Here is a 15480-nt window from a genome sequence, read left to right on the forward strand (position 1 = left end):
GTAGACCGTGACGTTTCTCACCATGGAGGGTTCGGGTACGCATACGCGCCGTCATGCGGCGCGCTGGCGCGGCTCGGCGGTGCACCGGTTCAATGCGCCCGCAGTCACGCTGCCGCCGCCGCAGCGTGTGCCTGCGGCGCAGTATGAGGTCGAACGTGAGGCTGAACTTGAGACCCGCGCGACACACAGGACATGGGGCGGGACCGGCGCCGCCGCGCTGCTGATCCTCGCGTTGCACGCAGGATTCCTGCTTGTGGCACGACATGGACACGATGCACCGCTCGCGCCTGTCGTGCCGCCCAGGCCGCTGCCGATGACGGTCGAGCTGACGCGGCCACCGGTGCCGTTGCCACAGGCGAGGCAGGCGCCGCCGCCCGTGCCGCAGCCGCTCAAACAGCAAGCGCCGCCGCCACGCCCGCTGACGCGAGCCGCGCCGAAGCCTTCGCCCGCGCCACCCGCGCCATTTGTGGCAGCCGCGCCGGCACCGGCCCCGGCCGACACAGCCGTCGTGCATGTTCCGGCGCCGCCCGTGCCCGTGCCGGCGGCAGCACCCGCGCCGCTGGCCGAAACCGCGCCGATCGGCAACGCCGCGTATCTGCACAACCCGGCACCCGACTATCCGCCGATCGCGCAGGACCAGGGATGGGAAGGACATGTGCTGCTGCGCGTGCATGTGCTGGCGAACGGCAAACCTGACTCGGTCGATATCAGGACCAGCAGCGGCCGCAGGATGCTGGACGACGCCGCATTGGCCGCGGTCCGGCGCTGGATTTTCGTGCCGGCCAAACGAGGAGACGAAGCGATCGACGGCTGGGTCAACGTACCGATCGACTTCAAGCTGGGTTGACCTGTGCTATCCGCATGGCGGCCGAAGCGCGTGCTGACTCTTCAACACCGGATCCGGATCTTGAACGGAGTTTCGCGCCGGATTTTGAACTACAAGGAATCGATCATCATGAATGGCATTTCAACGACTTTTATCGTGCAGGGCGCCCTCTGGCTGCTGGGGATTTTCTCGGTGGTGACGTGGACCCTCATTGTCGTCAAGGCGGTGCAAAGCGTGCGCGCGAGCGTGCAGAGCCGGCGCTTCGCCAGGCAATTCTGGGCGGCCAGCAGTTTCCAGGCGGCAGCCGCGGTGGAGCCCGGGCTGAGCCCGGTGGGCCGCGTGGCCGCGACTGGCTTCGAGACCTTGCAGCGCGCCGACGAAGGCAATGGTCAGGACCTCGAACATAGCTGGAGCCGCCACGATCTGCTGGAGCGTCACCTGCGCCAGCAGATCCAGAATGAACGCCGCCGTCTCGAAGCAGGTCTCGCCGTGCTCGCATCGATCGGCAGCACCGCGCCGTTTGTCGGCCTGTTCGGCACTGTGTTCGGCATTATTCACGCGCTGACGGCGATCACACACAGCGCGTCGGCCAGTATCGACGTGGTGGCGGGCCCAATCGGCGAGGCGCTGGTGGCAACCGGCATCGGCATCGCGGTCGCGGTGCCAGCTGTGCTTGCGTATAACTTCTTCGTACGCCGGGTGAAAGCGGCCTCCGCCGATCTCGACGGCTTTGCCACCGACTTCGTTACGCTCGCGCAGAAAGCCGGATTCCGCGTGCAGGGCGTGGCCACCCGTGCGCAGCCGAGCCTGAAAACCGTCAACGAGGCATTCGCATAATGGCTTTCTCATCCTCTTCCGATAACGACGACGTGCTGAGCGAAATCAACATCACGCCGCTCGTCGACGTAATGCTCGTGCTGCTGGTCGCGTTCATCGTGACCGCACCGCTGCTGAACAATGCAGTGCACGTGAATCTGCCCAGAACGGTCGCCACCGCAGCCGCCGACCAGAAACCGGCGGTGACCGTCAGTGTCGACGCGAAGGGCGTGGTGTACCTCGACAAGCGGGCCACCGATCTACACCTGATTGGCGCCGAACTGTCGGCGCTCAAGGCGAGCAACCCGGACGTCGCGCTCAATCTGCAGGCTGATGAAGGCGTGCCCTACGGCACCGTGGCGAAGCTGATGGCGGCGATCGAGCACGCCGGCATCAGCAGGCTATCGGTATTGACGGCCAACAACGGCTAATCAATCGCGTCGGCTTCTCAACCTCGCGATCTCGCGATTCCTCACCGGAACACTTCATGAGCACTTCGGTTTCAGACAACATCCAGTCGATCTGGTACACGCGCTGTCCGGTGCCGACGCCACTTGGCATCGCCGCGCATCTCGGCTGGCTCGACGATGAATTCGCGCGCGACGGCATTACCGTACGCTCGTTGCAGGAAACGCAGCACGCGGCGCTGCGCGCCTCGCACGTCGATCACACATTGGACAATTCGTTTCGCCAGGGTGGCAGCATTCCAGCGCTGTGGGCGCGCTCGGCCGGGGCGGATACCCGGGTTATCGCGCTAACGTGGGTGGACGAAGCGCAGGCGATCGTCGCGTTGCCCGAATCGGGCATTCGCACGGCGAAGGACCTGCGTGGGCGCCGCGTCGGTTTGCCCAAGCGTGCGGGCGAGAGGATCGATATTTTTCGCGCGGCGGCGTTGCGCGGTTTCGTCAGCGTGCTGGAACTCGAAGGCTTGTCCGCGCGCGACGTCGAGTTGATCGACATCGAGGCTGTCAACGTGCGCGAGCCTATGGATGGTGGCGCGTTGCCCACGGCGTCGTTCAGCAATCCGGGCAGCGTCAGCAGCCGCCGTCTCTATTCCGCGGAAATCGCGGCGCTGGTGCGGGGCGAAGTCGACGCGATCTATGTGAAGGGCTCGCTCGGTCTCGAGAGTGCCTACCTGATCGGCGCACGCATCGTGATCGACATCGGCTTTCATCCGGAGCCGAAGGTTCGTATCAACAACGGCTCGCCACGGCCATTGACCGTCAATGCGGCCACACTCGACAACCATCCGGACATCGTTAGCCGCTTTCTGGCCCGGGTGATCGACGTGGACGGCTGGGCGCGCGGGCACAAGCAGGAAGTGCTCGGTTATCTGGGCCGGGAAACCGGCTCGGGAGACGACTGGCTGCGACTTGCTTATGGCGACGACGTACATCAACGCCTGCGCACCGATCTTGACGATACATCGATCGCCGCGCTCGACGATTTCAAGCGTTTCCTCGTGGAATGGGATTTTCTGCCGACTGACTTCGATATCCACGCGTGGATCGATCCGCGCGCGCTCGCCCAATCGCATCGTTACGCGGCGCCGCGTTAGCAGCATGAGTTGCGAAGTGTGCTGTGGCTCTTGCGCTAGAACAGATTCGACATCCTGATGGACTGATTCAGAATCATCTTTTCCCATCGCTAATCCGTAGCCGTTCGCGTTGAGGTGCTGCGTATGCAACACCTCAACACCATCTCACGGGTGCACCAGCAGCAATACCTCCTCGCTTCATTCACGCAAGCCTTGTGTGACGGACCTCCTCGGCTGGCATCCGACTTGCATTAGAGAACGCCATGCGTGGTGCATCGCTCGCGCACGAAGATGGCAGCCCCGTTGCGGGCGAAATCAAACAACAATTGAATAAGGATAGCGAAGTCAATGTTCAAGAGAAAAACACTCGTCGTCGCGCTCGGGGGAGTGCTTGCTGGTGGCGTGCTGATATCGCCTGCATGGGCCGCTGACAACACGTCAACCGATGCGGCAGGCGGCGCTTCTGCTGACGCAACCGGACCAGCGGTACAGGGGAAGCCGAAAGCGAAGAGCGCGAACAAGGCCGTGGCCGATACCAATCTGGGAACCGTCACGGTGACCGCGCGCCGACGCAAGGAGAGCATTCAGGAGGTGCCGGTTGCGGTGACCGCATTGAGCGGCGACAGCATCAAGAATAATGAACTGCGGGTGGTCAACGACATCACCAAGTACGTGCCGAACTTCACGGCGCAGTCCACCGAAGGGCGTGAAAGGCCGCGTTGGTTCCTGCGTGGCGTCGGCAGCAACGATCCGTCGGACCTGTCGTTGAGCCCGATCGGCGTCTATTTCGACGACGTTTATATCAACAGCGTGTTTGGCCAGGGCTTTCCGCTCTTCGACCTCGACCATATCGAGGTGTTGCGCGGTCCACAGGGCACACTATGGGGCAAGAACACGATTGGCGGCGCAGTCAGTCTGACGTCGAAGAAGCCGACCTTCGACGTGGATGGCTACGGCAAGGTCGGTATCGGTCAGTACAACAGCCGCCTCGCCGAAGCCGCGATCGGCGGTCCGATCGGCAGCAACGACGTACTGGCGGCACGCCTTTCCGTCTATCACGAGAACGGCGATAGCTTCTACACCAACACCGTGTCGGGCGGCCGTTTCGGCGGCTTCCACGATAACGCGGTGCGCTTCCAGTTACTGGCGGTGCCGACTTCGAATTCCGATTTCCTGCTCAACATCCATGGCCGCAATTACACGGGCGGCGGCGACCCATGGCACGCACAAGGGGCTGGCGCGAACGGTGCCAACCAGTTCGGTTTCGTCGGGTCGAGCGATCCGCAAACGGTTTCACTCAATGCGCCGTCGAGCGATCATATTGCGTCGTATGGCGGCTCGCTGACCGCGCATTGGCATATCAACAGCGCGTTGACGCTGACCTCGATTACCGCGCTGGAAGGCCTGAACCGCTGGTATCAGGACGATGAAGACTATTCACCTTACGACGCCGCGCGTTCGCACGATACGCTCGCATCGCACCAGTTCTCACAGGAGTTCCGTCTCGAGTCGCCGCAGAACGATCGCCTGAGCTGGATCGCCGGCGCGCATTTCTTCACCGAGGAACTGAGCGAGGAGGGGGCGGGCGGCGGCTTGCCGGATGCGCCGGGTGGTCCGTCTTCAACGTATTACCACCTGACTGAACTGACCCAGCATACGCAAAGCGCCGCGGTGTTCGGCAGCGTGAAGTATCGTTTCACCGATCGCTTCAACCTGACCGGCGGGCTGCGCTATACGATCGAACGCAAAACGATCAATCTGACCGGCTTGCAGAATAGCGGCCCCGTTTCGTTCAGCGATGTGAACAACTGGTGGGACCCGTCGTCGATCACGTCGCCACTTGCCGTCAGCGCGCGGCAGAACCAGACCAACACGTGGCGCGCGCCGACCTGGGATTTGACGCCCGAATACGCGATCAGCAACAACGTGCGGGCCTATATCCGTTATGCGCGCGGCTTCCGTTCAGGTGGCTACAACGGCAGCGCCTATACGCAAAGCACGGTCTCGACGGTCACGCCCGAGTACCTGACCGACTATGAGGCAGGCATCAAAAGCGAATGGTTCGACAAACGCCTGACCGTGAACGCAAGCGTCTTCCACTACGACTATCGCGACATTCAGGTGTTTGCACTGGCGCCGAATCCATTGGGCGGCGCGCCGGTGTCTACCTTGTCGAACGCCGGGCAGGGGCGCGCCGATGGGTTTGAGCTGGAATTGAAGGCGCAGCCGACTAACAGCCTCTACCTGTTCGCTAACCTCGGGCTGCTGAATACGCGCTACACCGAGTTTGCCAATGTGCCGACCGCAGTGGGCAATTCGTTCGCACGTTCGCCGCACACGACGATCGACGTCGGCGGCGAGTACCGTGTGCCGTTGCCGGTCGGCTCGATTGCAGTAGGGGGCGATATCAACTATCGCAGCACGGAGTACTTCAGCGCGACGCGTCAGACTATTCCGCAGTTGTGGCAGTCGGGCTATACCGTGATGAATGCGCACGTGTCCTATGTGTCATCGAATCAGAAATATATCCTGACCGGTTACGTGACGAACCTGACTAACAAGGTCTATAAAAAACTGGAGCTGTTGCCGTCTTATGGCGCGTATCCGGTGCTGTATGGCGACCCGCGTGTTTTTGGCCTGACGTTTACCGCCAGGATCTGACCGGGAGCCCGCACGGTATGGCGTGGCAGTCCGATTGAACGGCGGGCTGCCGCGCCACATCATTCGTGGCGCGCAGTCGTGCCGGTGTCACTTTGCCAATCTCGCCCTCACGGTGTACTCGCCTTCTTCACCCGTGTCTTCCGCCATATGAGTCATCGCCGTTTCGAAGTCGGGCGGCAGCGGTTCGACCGGATAGCCGCGTTTTTCCCATGCGTCGAGACCGCCCTTGAGCGCGCGGACGTGGTGGATGTTCTTCCGGTGCAACTGATTGACGATCCGCTTGGCCGTTGCTTCGTTCGGGCAGACGCAATAAACGACAATCGGCCGCTTCAGTAACTCGGGATGCAGCGGCTCCGGCGAGTCGAGGTCGAGCAACTGCGCACCCGCGATCCGGTGCGATTCTTTCGCGCGTATGCTGCGTGGCCGCGCGTCGAGGATCAGTGGTGGCTCATTGGATTTCATCAACTCGTCGAGTTGATCCGGTGAGATTCGCACGTGCGCGAGCCAGCGTCGAAACTGCCAGCGGCGTACGCAGCGATAGAGGAGTGCGACAACGAAGATCACCGCGAACGCGTCGAAAATCGTGCCGCCGTTATGGCGCACGAGCAGCACGAGTTGCACGATCTGATCATGCAGGGCCGCGCCGCCGATCACCCATACGCTGGCCCACAACGCCGCGCCGATAAAATCCCACAGCAGAAATACGCCGACATTGATGGGCGTGGTGCCGAGCAGCGGCGCCGAGATCAGGCCGAGGCCGGGCAGGAACTTCGCGACGGTGAGAATCGGCGCGCCGTACCGTTCATAAGTGTTGCGGGCGACACGCACGGTGGTGTCGAGCGAGAGCGAGAAGCGCACCAGTTGATTCAGCAGGCGCCGGCCGTACGTCCGCCCGGTAAAGAACCATAGCGTGTCCGCGATCAGGGTTGCGCCGACAGCGGCGCCCACGACGCTGGCGTAAGTGGTCTGTCCCATTGCGGCCATGGTTCCGCCGAGGATCAGCATCGGCGCCGCTGGAATCGGCAGGCCCAATTGCGTGACCAGCACGCTCATGAAGACGGCCCATACGCCCAGCGAGGGTGGAATCGCAACCGGAAAATGCCACACAACCACGCTCCTCTTGATGCCCTGGAAGGATTTGACACAGTCGGCGCCGAGTCCCTGCTCAGGTTCCTGCTCAGTCGGCGTGCGCTGCGAATACGTCACGCATTGCTGCTTCTTGCCGGACGGCGGGAAACGGGATGAGGCAGCTCGTTCACCGGCCGCCGCGAATGCAGCCGCGCACATTGTGGATTTAAGCACAGGTTTGTGAAAAGACGCTGCGAGGCGGGCTGAACACCCGCGGAAATTCAAGGTGGCGGGGCGGCCACATGTGCGGCCCTGCCGCCGAGTAACCGGTCCCTGTCGCTCCTTAGCGCGGCGCGCAAACGCGGCGTTGCGAAGTCGATAAAACTGCGGGTTTTCAGCGGCAATGGCCCTTGTCCCGCGTGCATCAGGCTGACCGGTATCGGTTCGGGTTCAAATTCCCGCAGCACCAGTTGCAGCTTGCCTTCTTCGACAGCCCGCGCGGCCTGGTACGAGAGCACGTGGGTGAGGCCCACACCGGCGACAGCCGAATCGATGGCGGCCTCAGCATTATTGACGGACAGCCGTGGATGGACCGGCACGGCCTGCTGTTTCGCGCCGCGCGGCGCGAAGGTCCAGATCGGCCCGGACGGCAGCGAGTCGACATTGACACAGGCGAAGCGGGCGAGATCGGCGGGGGTTTCCGGTACGCCGGCTTGCGCGAGATAACGCGGGCTCGCGCACACCACCCGGCAGACCGTGCCGACCTGGGTCGCGACCATGCTGCTGTCCGGCAGTTTGCCGATGCGCAGGGCAACGTCGATATGTTCGTCGAGCAGATGCAGCGTGCGGTCAGCCAGGACCAGACGCACGGCGATCTGCGGGAAGGTCGCGAGGAAGTCGTTGATGATGGGCAGCAGGTGCAGGCGTCCGAACACCATCGGCGCCGTGACGACGAGTTCGCCGCGCGGCGTGCTGTACTCGCCCGCGGCCGCGCTTTCAGCTTCGCTCACCTGTTCGAGGATCTGCTTGCAGGCGGCGAGGTAGGCCTCGCCCGCGTCGGTCAAGGTCAGCTTGCGGGTGGAGCGCACCAGCAGCCGCACGTTCAGATGCGCCTCCAGCTCCGCCACCTTGCGGCTGACGGTGGGCAGCGGCGTCCCCAGTTTGCGGCTCGCGGCCGAAAAACTGCCGGTCTCCACCGCGGCCACCAGAATTGACATTGCCTCCAGACGATCCATGGACCCTCTCGGTCTTCGAGAATTAATCCAGCGAAAATACAGGAATACATGGACGTCCGGAAGGCGGGTTACGGGAATGCGTGTCGCGCAACTGTGTTTCGCGGCTCGGTTGCTACAATCGCCGCATAGACAGATACAACGGAGACACCGCATGGCAACGCTTCAACCGATCAGCCGCTACCCCGTGCCCGAACCGGGCGAATGGCCGGACGATATCCGGGCGCGCATTCTCGACGTGCAGGAGAAGGCGGGTTTTGTTCCAAACGTGTTTTTGACGCTGGCGCACCGGCCGGACGAATTCCGCGCGTTTTTTGCGTACCACGACGCGTTGATGCATAAAGAGGGCGGCTTAAGCAAAGGCGAGCGCGAGATGATCGTGGTCGCCACGAGCGCGGTGAATCAGTGCCTGTACTGCGTGGTCGCGCACGGCGCGATTCTGCGCATTTACGAAAAGGCGCCGCTACTGGCGGATCAGGTGGCCGTCAATCATCGCAAGGCGGATATCACGGCGCGCCAGGCGGCGATGCTCGACTTTGCCCTGAAGGTTTGCCGTGACTCCGGCACGGTCGGTGATGCCGATTTTCAGACCTTGCGGGAGCATGGTTTTGCCGATGAAGACGTGTGGGATATCGCGGCCATCACGGCATTCTTCGGTTTGTCGAACCGGATGGCCAACGTCATTTCCATGCGTCCGAACGACGAGTTCTATCTGATGGGACGCGTGCCGAAAGCAGCGGCGGATGCGCCACGCAAATAGCCTCGGAGCGCTTGCCGTGGGGCCGGGGCTGACGGGCGGCGTGCGGCTGCGTGTTCACGCACGCTTGCCCCTACGCCCAAGCGCTCGCCTATGCGCCTGCCGGCTCGGACCGGATGGCCGGCGTAACGACCGTCTTGTCGTCGATCGGGAAATGCAGCATTGCGGCGATGAGTCCGGCGACCATCGTGGCTTCCCAAAGCAGCGAATAGGAACCCGTCAGATCGAATACCAGGCCACCTAGCCACGCGCCGAGAAACGAGCCGATCTGGTGGCTCAGAAAGCAGACGCCAAAGAGGCTGCCGAGGTGCCGCGTGCCGAACACTTTTGCCACGAGTCCGCTCGTAAGCGGCACGGTTCCGAGCCAGGTCAGCCCCATCACGGCCGCAAAGACGACGACCGACGTGGAGGTTTTCGGCAGCAGGAAGAACGCGCCGATCGTCACGCTTCGAATCAGGTAGAGCCAGCCGAGCACGTAGTGCTGCCGGAAGCGGCCGCCGAGCCAGCCGCATCCCCAACTGCCCGCCATGTTGAACAGGCCGATCAGCGCCAGCGCCGTGGCGCCCAGGCCGATCGGCATATGACAGAGCGTTAGATATTCAGGCAGATGGGTGGCGATGAACGCGAGTTGAAATCCACAGGTGAAGAAGCCGAGTGTCAGGAGCCGGTAGCCGCGATGCCGGACCGCCTCGCCGAGTACCTTGCGAAGCGGCGCGGCAGGTGGCTCCTGAACGAACATGCCGGCGCGCTGACGCCGATCGAGCACCATGCCGAGCGGCGCGACCAGCAGCATCACAAAAGCCAGCGCGAACAGCGACGTGGCGATGCCGGAACTGAGCCGGATGCTCTGCGTGAGCGGAATCATCAACACCTGTCCCGCCGAACCGCCCGCGCTGACAAGACCCATTGCCATGCTGCGTTTCTCGGGCGAGGCGATGCGGCCGACCGCCGGCAACACCACGCCGAACGTCGTGCAACTGACACCGATCCCGACCAGCAGACCCATGCCGACGATCAGCATTGGGCCGGAAGGCGCGACCGCCGCGATACCCAGGCCGGCCGCGAACGTCGTGGCACCGAACGCGACTACGGGCGCCGAGCCGTAGCGGTCGGCGGCGGCGCCCGCGAACGGTTGCGCGAAACCCCACACCAGATTGTGCAGTGCGATGGCGAAAGCGATCAACGTGACCGGCAGGCCGCGATCGAACGAAAATGGCCCGATGAAGAGGCCGAAGGTCTGCCGGATGCCCATTGCGGCGCTCAGAATCAGCGCGCCGGCGATGATCACGAGTGTCGTTGGGCTCAACGGGAAGGCGAAGCGTTTGCTATTGGCGGTGGACATGGTTCTGATCTCCTTCGACACCATGGTCGCAGCGAGCATCAGACGCGACAAAGGAAATGATTTTGACGACAGGTGAGCGTGACTCACCTGTTCGGGTTGACGGCGCGGTTCAGAGATTCAGGGATTTAGCGCTTCAGAGATTCAGCGATTGGGGTGAGGCAGTTCAGTGGCTTCGCTACCGGACGGATTGGCGAATTGCTTTGCCTCGCCGAGCAGCCACTGTTTGAAGTCGAGCAATTCGGGGCGATGCGCCGCGCTATCCGCGTTCTGCGCGCTCACCAGCCAATAGGCGTTGGCTGAGGCGATGGTTTGCGGACAGGCCTCGACCAGTGCGCCGCTCGCCAGATCGCGGTCCATCAGCGGCCTTCTGCCAAGCGCGACGCCGAGACCCATGCTCGCGGCTTCGAAAGCGAGCTGAATCGTGTCGACGCGCAACCCATCGCTGAGGTCGACGGGGTCGCCTTCGACGGTGTCGCCATCGACGGTGTCGCCCTCGACGGCGACACCGTCGAGCCACGCCTGCCAGTCCTCGCTGGCTGAGTTCACGTGAATGAGTGTCGCGCGGCGCAGATCGAGATGCCCGTGCCCGTTGCGCAGATTGTCCAGGTAGGCGGGACTGCACACCGGCACCAGGCGTTCACCGAACAGACGGGTCCAGGCGGTTCCCGCGACCGGGGCACGGCTCAGGCGAATGGCGAAGTCGAAACCGTCGACGGGAAAACCGACCTGACGATGCGATGTGTCGACGGTGATGTTTGCGTCCGGCCAGCGCGAGCGAAACGCGCCGAGGCGCGGCAGCAGCCAGCGCGAGGCCAGCGTGGGCGCGCAACTTAGCGCGATCGGGCGGTTCGCGCGGTGGTTCGGCAGGCGCTGCGTTCCGATTGCGATCAGCGAAAACGCCTCGGATACGTACGAGAGATAATCGGCGCCCGCTGCCGTAAGCGAAATGCCACGCGGCTCGCGCACGAACAGTTCCACACCGAGTGACTGCTCGAGGCCAACGATGCCGTGACTGATCGCGCTTGGCGTGACGTTCAACTCGGCGGCGGCGAGCTTGAAACTCTGATGCCTGCCGGCGGCCTCGAAGAAGCGAAGCGCGGGCAGAGGTGGCAGACGAAGCGGCATGGTGCATCCCCAGGGGCGGCGTGGCGGGCGCCGTAATGGTAACGGTGACGGTGACGGTGCGGGGGCGCGTCGGTGCGCGCGGGTTGATTCGCGAAAGGATACCTTGCAATAGGGTTTCGATTGTTAGCCGAGGGTCGGCTACGGCTTGCCAGGGTTTTGTCCGCATGTCGAACGGCGATGCTCGAATGCCGTTGCGGACATTGCGGACCGCGTACAGAAAAATTCATAAGCGTTGTCGATTTGCCGGCACGCCGTTCGTCGTCGCTCTATAAGGGCAAAAAATGCGCGCTTGCCGCACGCCGCAATCGTGCCCTTTATCCCTTTTTACGTGAGAGGAGGTGGCTGATGAGCAACGTAGACCCATCCGCATCAACGCTGAAACCGGCCAGCTTGCTGGCCGATTCGCCGCGCCGGTTTCCGGGCGAGAGCACGGAATATCGCCGTGCCCGCAACGATCTGCTGGCCGAGGAAATCGAGTTGCGCCGCCACATCGAACGCGTAGCCGCGCAGCGCCGCGCGCTGCCGCCCGGCGGGGTCGTGCCGCAGGATTATCGCTTCGAGGGCGAAGCGGGCGTGGTCACGCTGGCGGAGATGTTCGGCGCGCACGACACGCTCGTCACCTACAACTGGATGTACGGTCCGCAGCGGGCGCGGCCCTGTCCGATGTGCACTTCGCTGCTGAGCGCTTACGACGGCGAAATGCCCGACATCCTGCAACGCGTGGCTTTTGCCGTGATCGGCCGCTCGCCGATCGACAAGCTGGTGGCATTCAAGAAAGAGCGCGGCTGGCGGCATCTGCGGCTGTATTCGTCGGGCGGCAACACCTTTAACCGCGACTACGCCGATGAAGATCCGGACGGCGGCGATGTTCCCGCCTTCAACGTGTTCACGCGTTCAGGCGGCACGGTGCGGCACTTCTGGGGCGCGGAGATGGGCGCGTGGACCGCGGACCCCGGTCAGGATCCGCGCGGGGCCCCCGACGTGATGCCGATCTGGACGGTGCTCGACATGACGCCCGGCGGCCGTGGCAGCGACTGGTATCCGAAGCTGGAATACGACACTGTGCCACGCTAGTCGAGTGGGGGCATGCGTGGGCGGCTGACGCGCATCGCGCTGATTCGCGCAAAGCAGGAGGAGGCGAGCGTTGTTTACGTCGCAAGAATGCGACTCTGCGCGCGCGCCGCCTCCAGGTAGGTCGGCACCGCGCTCGCCCGCATCGGCCTGCCGAACAGATAGCCCTGCATTGCGCGGGCGCCCAGCGCCTTGACGACGTCCGCTTGCGATGAGGTTTCGAGTCCTTCGACGATGCATTCGAGTCCGAGGTTTCTGCACAGGTCGAGCACGGACTTGACGATCTTCTTCGATGCGCTATTGGAATCCACGTCGGTCATGAAGCTGCGGTCGATCTTGATCGTATCGAAAGGCAGGCGATGCACGTAGCTAAGGCTTGAATAACCGGTGCCAAAATCGTCGAGCGAGACGCGGCAGCCGGCTTGCTTGATCATCGTGAGCGAACTGTGGGCCTGCTCGAAATCGCGTGTGACCGCTGTTTCCGTGATCTCGAAGTTGACATGGTGCGCGGGCACGCCGCTGCCCAGCACGATATCGACCAGACGGCGGGCGCGCGGCGAAGTCGAAATATCGATCGCGGAGAGATTGAACGACAGATAGAGATCGGACGGCCAGTGCGATACTTCATCGAGTGCCTTGCGCAGCAGCACTTCGGTGACGCGCAGAATCAGATCGGTACGCTCGGCAATCCGAATGAATTCCTCCGGCTTGACCGCGCCTAGCCGTTCGTTGTGCCATCGCCCGAGCGCCTCCATGCCGATCGTGCGTTGCGAGTGCGCGTCGTAAATCGGCTGAAACTCAAGGAACAGTTCGGATTCCAGGTTCGCATGGCGGAGTTCCTGGGCGACGAGACTCGAGCGCCGGATTCGTGTTTCATGTTCGGTCGAGAAGATCACCGGCGTGCCGCGACGGCCTTCCTTGCCGACGTACAAGGCCGCGTCGGCGCGCTCGAAAACCTGCTGCACTGTCGTGCCCGCTTCAGGAAACGCGGCCCAACCGATCGTTCCTGTTAGTTCGGCAACATTGCCGGCCACCCGATACGGTTGGCTGAGCGCTTCGCAGATACGCTCGCCCAACTCGACGAGCGTCTCGTTCGCCAGTTTGTGCTGAGCCAGCACGCCGAATTCGTCACCGCCCAGGCGCGCGAAGAAGATGCCGGGCTCGGCCAGCGCCAGCAGGCGTACGCCGACTTCCTGCAGCACGAGATCGCCGCTTGCATGTCCGTAGATGTCGTTGACCTGTTTGAAGCCGTCGAGATCGATCAACCCGACATTGAAACCGCTGCCGATGCCGAGCGCCTGTTCCGATAGCGCGCGCAGCGAGGCGAAGAAGCTGCGCCGGTTGGGCAGGTCGGTCAGGCTGTCGATGCTCGCGAGCCGGAAATTGTCGTCGCTGAGTCTTTGTGTGTTCTGCTGGCTGACCTGCAACTCGTGCTGCGCGTGCACCACACCGACAAAATTCCGGTAATAGAGTTCGATGATGAAGGCGAGTGCGATGCCGACCAGCATCATGTCGAGCGCCATCGCGATGAAGACAGACGAACCCGTGGAAACGAGAAACGTCGAAAAGCTTAGGATGACGATTGAAAGCGGAAGCAGCGCTGCCGCTCGCAGATGTATCAGGCAGAACACGCAGCCGATCACCGTCGTCGCCATGTAGAACGCGACGTGTGCCTGCTCATAGGGCGAGCCATAGGAAAACAGTAGCAGCGACCAACTGCTGAAGGCGACGCCGAAGATGCCCGAGAGCCAGATCAGCTTGCGCAGTTCGAGCACGGCCTTCGCGTGCGTCAGGGTCCGGTGCCGGACACGCCACCAGCGCACGCAACGGATGATGCACAGTGCGCAAAGCGCTCCGGGGCAGTAGATCGACAACCATGCGGGCGCCGACGCCAGATGCGTGACGGCGACCGCCAGCGTGTTCACGAGCAGAATGAAATAGAGCAGCGGTACCTGGCGGCTGAATGCCTGAAGTTGCGCGCGTACGAGTTCAGGATCGCTTCTCGCGACCGACAGCGCCTCCCTCAATCTGGCTAATCGAACCATTCCCGTCCTTGTAACGTTTGCGCCGCACACGCAGCTTTGTATATCGGCAGCGTCGGGCAGACCTTGAGGGCGTTTTCACGGGAAATAAAGCGCGCGCATGGATCGAGCGGTAAATACGCCCGGAGAGTCGATCAGGCGTGAGTCATTTATGCTGCATCGATTTACGCAGAAGCCGTCGGTTTTCGGCGCCGGGAGTGGGCGGATTCGCCGTGCCGACCCGGCCGGCACGGGCGATATCACAGGACGGAGCGGTGGCGTGGGACCATGCGGCGAGCATTGCGCATGTTGCAATATGGAGAATTTTCATTATTTTAATCTTCCCGGATTTTTTTATTACTGAGCGCGCACGGTGCTGAATGTCGAATCTCTAGATCCACCATAACATAGTAAAAAAGCATGGCGGCGGTCAGTTTGCCGACCCTAAAGCACTGAAATTGCAACGGATTGTGATACGGCGTGAGGCGCTCTAAAGCGGGAGAAATGCGTAAGCGCACGATTCTTATAGGACTTTGGCACAAAAAAACGTCAAATTGCCGCTGGGCGGGCGATACAAGGCTTACATCCAACGTTTGCGCGAATATGCGCCTATGCGTTAGTGTGTCGGTCCCGGCGCAACAGATGTGGCGCCGGTTCCATGATTACCATACGGGAAGTGCTATGAACAAACAGGAACTGATTGATGCAGTCGCCGCAGCGACGGGCGAAAGCAAAGCGGCCACCGGCCAAACCATCGACGCTATCGTCGAAGCGGTGACCAAAGCCGTGGTGGGTGGCGATACGGTGCAACTGGTCGGTTTCGGTTCTTTCTCGACCGGCGCGCGCGCAGCACGCGTGGGTCGCAATCCGTCGACCGGTGCCGAAATCCAGATCGCCGCAGCCAAGACGGTGAAGTTCACCGCTGGCAAGGCATTCAAGGAAGCCGTCAACGCGTCGTAATGCAACGCGCCTCGCGCCGGAGCATCCACGCGCGTTGCTGTAACGCGCGGCGTCCGATGCATCG

General features: G+C 62.6%; 13 protein-coding genes. 8 read left to right on the forward strand and 5 right to left on the reverse strand.

All coding sequences use genetic code 11. The features are described 5' to 3' along the window. Positions 1 to 7 precede the first annotated feature (7 nt). The 5 genes from GH665_RS27835 (at position 8) to GH665_RS27855 (ending at position 5840) form a co-directional block, all read left to right on the forward strand. The gene (locus GH665_RS27835; RefSeq protein WP_246216385.1) at positions 8 to 847 is read left to right on the forward strand and encodes an energy transducer TonB; all 840 of its coding nucleotides are present in this window, start codon (positions 8 to 10) and stop codon (positions 845 to 847) included. Positions 848 to 955: 108 nt separating this feature from the next. After that, a complete protein-coding gene (locus tag GH665_RS27840) occupies positions 956 to 1663 on the forward strand; it encodes a MotA/TolQ/ExbB proton channel family protein (protein WP_153140453.1) in 708 nt (235 codons plus the stop codon). Continuing rightward, positions 1663 to 2073, forward strand: coding sequence for an ExbD/TolR family protein (locus tag GH665_RS27845; RefSeq protein WP_153140454.1), 411 nt, complete (start codon positions 1663 to 1665; stop codon positions 2071 to 2073). The genes GH665_RS27840 and GH665_RS27845 overlap by 1 nt, the downstream gene beginning before the upstream one ends. Before the next feature lie 56 nt (positions 2074 to 2129). Beyond that, positions 2130 to 3200, forward strand: coding sequence for an ABC transporter substrate-binding protein (locus GH665_RS27850; RefSeq protein ID WP_153140455.1), 1071 nt, complete (start codon positions 2130 to 2132; stop codon positions 3198 to 3200). Between the two features lie 327 nt (positions 3201 to 3527). Beyond that, positions 3528 to 5840, forward strand: coding sequence for a TonB-dependent receptor (locus GH665_RS27855; RefSeq protein WP_153140456.1), 2313 nt, complete (start codon positions 3528 to 3530; stop codon positions 5838 to 5840). Positions 5841 to 5927: 87 nt separating this feature from the next. On the opposite strand, the gene GH665_RS27860 is transcribed toward GH665_RS27855, so the two are convergent. Continuing rightward, on the reverse strand, positions 5928 to 6947 hold the full coding sequence (locus tag GH665_RS27860) for a VTT domain-containing protein (protein WP_153142331.1): 1020 nt from the start codon (positions 6945 to 6947) through the stop codon (positions 5928 to 5930). A gap of 242 nt (positions 6948 to 7189) precedes the next feature. Then, complete coding sequence (locus GH665_RS27865; RefSeq protein ID WP_153140457.1) at positions 7190 to 8143, reverse strand: LysR family transcriptional regulator; 954 nt, start codon at positions 8141 to 8143, stop codon at positions 7190 to 7192. 151 nt (positions 8144 to 8294) lie between these two features. Here GH665_RS27865 and GH665_RS27870 point away from each other — a divergent pair, with 151 nt between their 5' ends. Further along, positions 8295 to 8900 carry a peroxidase-related enzyme gene (locus GH665_RS27870; protein WP_153140458.1) on the forward strand — a complete coding sequence of 202 codons (606 nt, stop codon included), beginning with the start codon at positions 8295 to 8297 and terminating at the stop codon, positions 8898 to 8900. An 88-nt stretch (positions 8901 to 8988) separates the two neighbouring features. On the opposite strand, the gene GH665_RS27875 is transcribed toward GH665_RS27870, so the two are convergent. Together GH665_RS27875 and GH665_RS27880 are read right to left on the reverse strand one after the other, a co-directional pair. Further along, a complete protein-coding gene (locus GH665_RS27875; RefSeq protein ID WP_153140459.1) occupies positions 8989 to 10239 on the reverse strand; it encodes an MFS transporter in 1251 nt (416 codons plus the stop codon). Between the two features lie 141 nt (positions 10240 to 10380). Further along, positions 10381 to 11364: a LysR substrate-binding domain-containing protein gene (locus tag GH665_RS27880; RefSeq protein ID WP_153140460.1), complete on the reverse strand. Its 984-nt coding sequence runs from the start codon at positions 11362 to 11364 to the stop codon at positions 10381 to 10383. A gap of 345 nt (positions 11365 to 11709) precedes the next feature. Here GH665_RS27880 and GH665_RS27885 point away from each other — a divergent pair, with 345 nt between their 5' ends. Beyond that, positions 11710 to 12438 (forward strand): DUF899 family protein, encoded by a 729-nt coding sequence (locus GH665_RS27885; RefSeq protein WP_153140461.1) that lies wholly within the window; start codon positions 11710 to 11712, stop codon positions 12436 to 12438. A gap of 74 nt (positions 12439 to 12512) precedes the next feature. Here GH665_RS27885 and GH665_RS27890 read toward each other — a convergent pair whose 3' ends face one another. Next, on the reverse strand, positions 12513 to 14480 hold the full coding sequence (locus tag GH665_RS27890; protein ID WP_153140462.1) for a putative bifunctional diguanylate cyclase/phosphodiesterase: 1968 nt from the start codon (positions 14478 to 14480) through the stop codon (positions 12513 to 12515). Positions 14481 to 15137: 657 nt separating this feature from the next. Between GH665_RS27890 and GH665_RS27895 the strand changes: the two genes are divergently transcribed. Continuing rightward, positions 15138 to 15416, forward strand: coding sequence for an HU family DNA-binding protein (locus tag GH665_RS27895; RefSeq protein ID WP_006049832.1), 279 nt, complete (start codon positions 15138 to 15140; stop codon positions 15414 to 15416). The last annotated feature ends 64 nt before the right edge of the window (positions 15417 to 15480 follow it).

It is taken from the genome of Paraburkholderia agricolaris (genome assembly GCF_009455635.1).
GTDB classification, from domain to species: Bacteria; Pseudomonadota; Gammaproteobacteria; order Burkholderiales; family Burkholderiaceae; genus Paraburkholderia; species Paraburkholderia agricolaris.

Bases quoted from the DNA above. Each gene is read 5' to 3' on its own strand.
- GH665_RS27840 (WP_153140453.1), top strand. From the start codon at position 956: ATGAATGGCATTTCAACGACTTTTATCGTGCAGGGCGCCCTCTGGCTG.
- GH665_RS27845 (WP_153140454.1), top strand. From the start codon at position 1,663: ATGGCTTTCTCATCCTCTTCCGATAACGACGACGTGCTGAGCGAAATC.
- GH665_RS27850 (WP_153140455.1), top strand. From the start codon at position 2,130: ATGAGCACTTCGGTTTCAGACAACATCCAGTCGATCTGGTACACGCGC.
- GH665_RS27855 (WP_153140456.1), top strand. From the start codon at position 3,528: ATGTTCAAGAGAAAAACACTCGTCGTCGCGCTCGGGGGAGTGCTTGCT.
- GH665_RS27865 (WP_153140457.1), bottom strand. From the start codon at position 8,143: ATGGATCGTCTGGAGGCAATGTCAATTCTGGTGGCCGCGGTGGAGACC.
- GH665_RS27870 (WP_153140458.1), top strand. From the start codon at position 8,295: ATGGCAACGCTTCAACCGATCAGCCGCTACCCCGTGCCCGAACCGGGC.
- GH665_RS27875 (WP_153140459.1), bottom strand. From the start codon at position 10,239: ATGTCCACCGCCAATAGCAAACGCTTCGCCTTCCCGTTGAGCCCAACG.
- GH665_RS27880 (WP_153140460.1), bottom strand. From the start codon at position 11,364: ATGCCGCTTCGTCTGCCACCTCTGCCCGCGCTTCGCTTCTTCGAGGCC.
- GH665_RS27885 (WP_153140461.1), top strand. From the start codon at position 11,710: ATGAGCAACGTAGACCCATCCGCATCAACGCTGAAACCGGCCAGCTTG.
- GH665_RS27890 (WP_153140462.1), bottom strand. From the start codon at position 14,480: ATGGTTCGATTAGCCAGATTGAGGGAGGCGCTGTCGGTCGCGAGAAGC.
- GH665_RS27895 (WP_006049832.1), top strand. From the start codon at position 15,138: ATGAACAAACAGGAACTGATTGATGCAGTCGCCGCAGCGACGGGCGAA.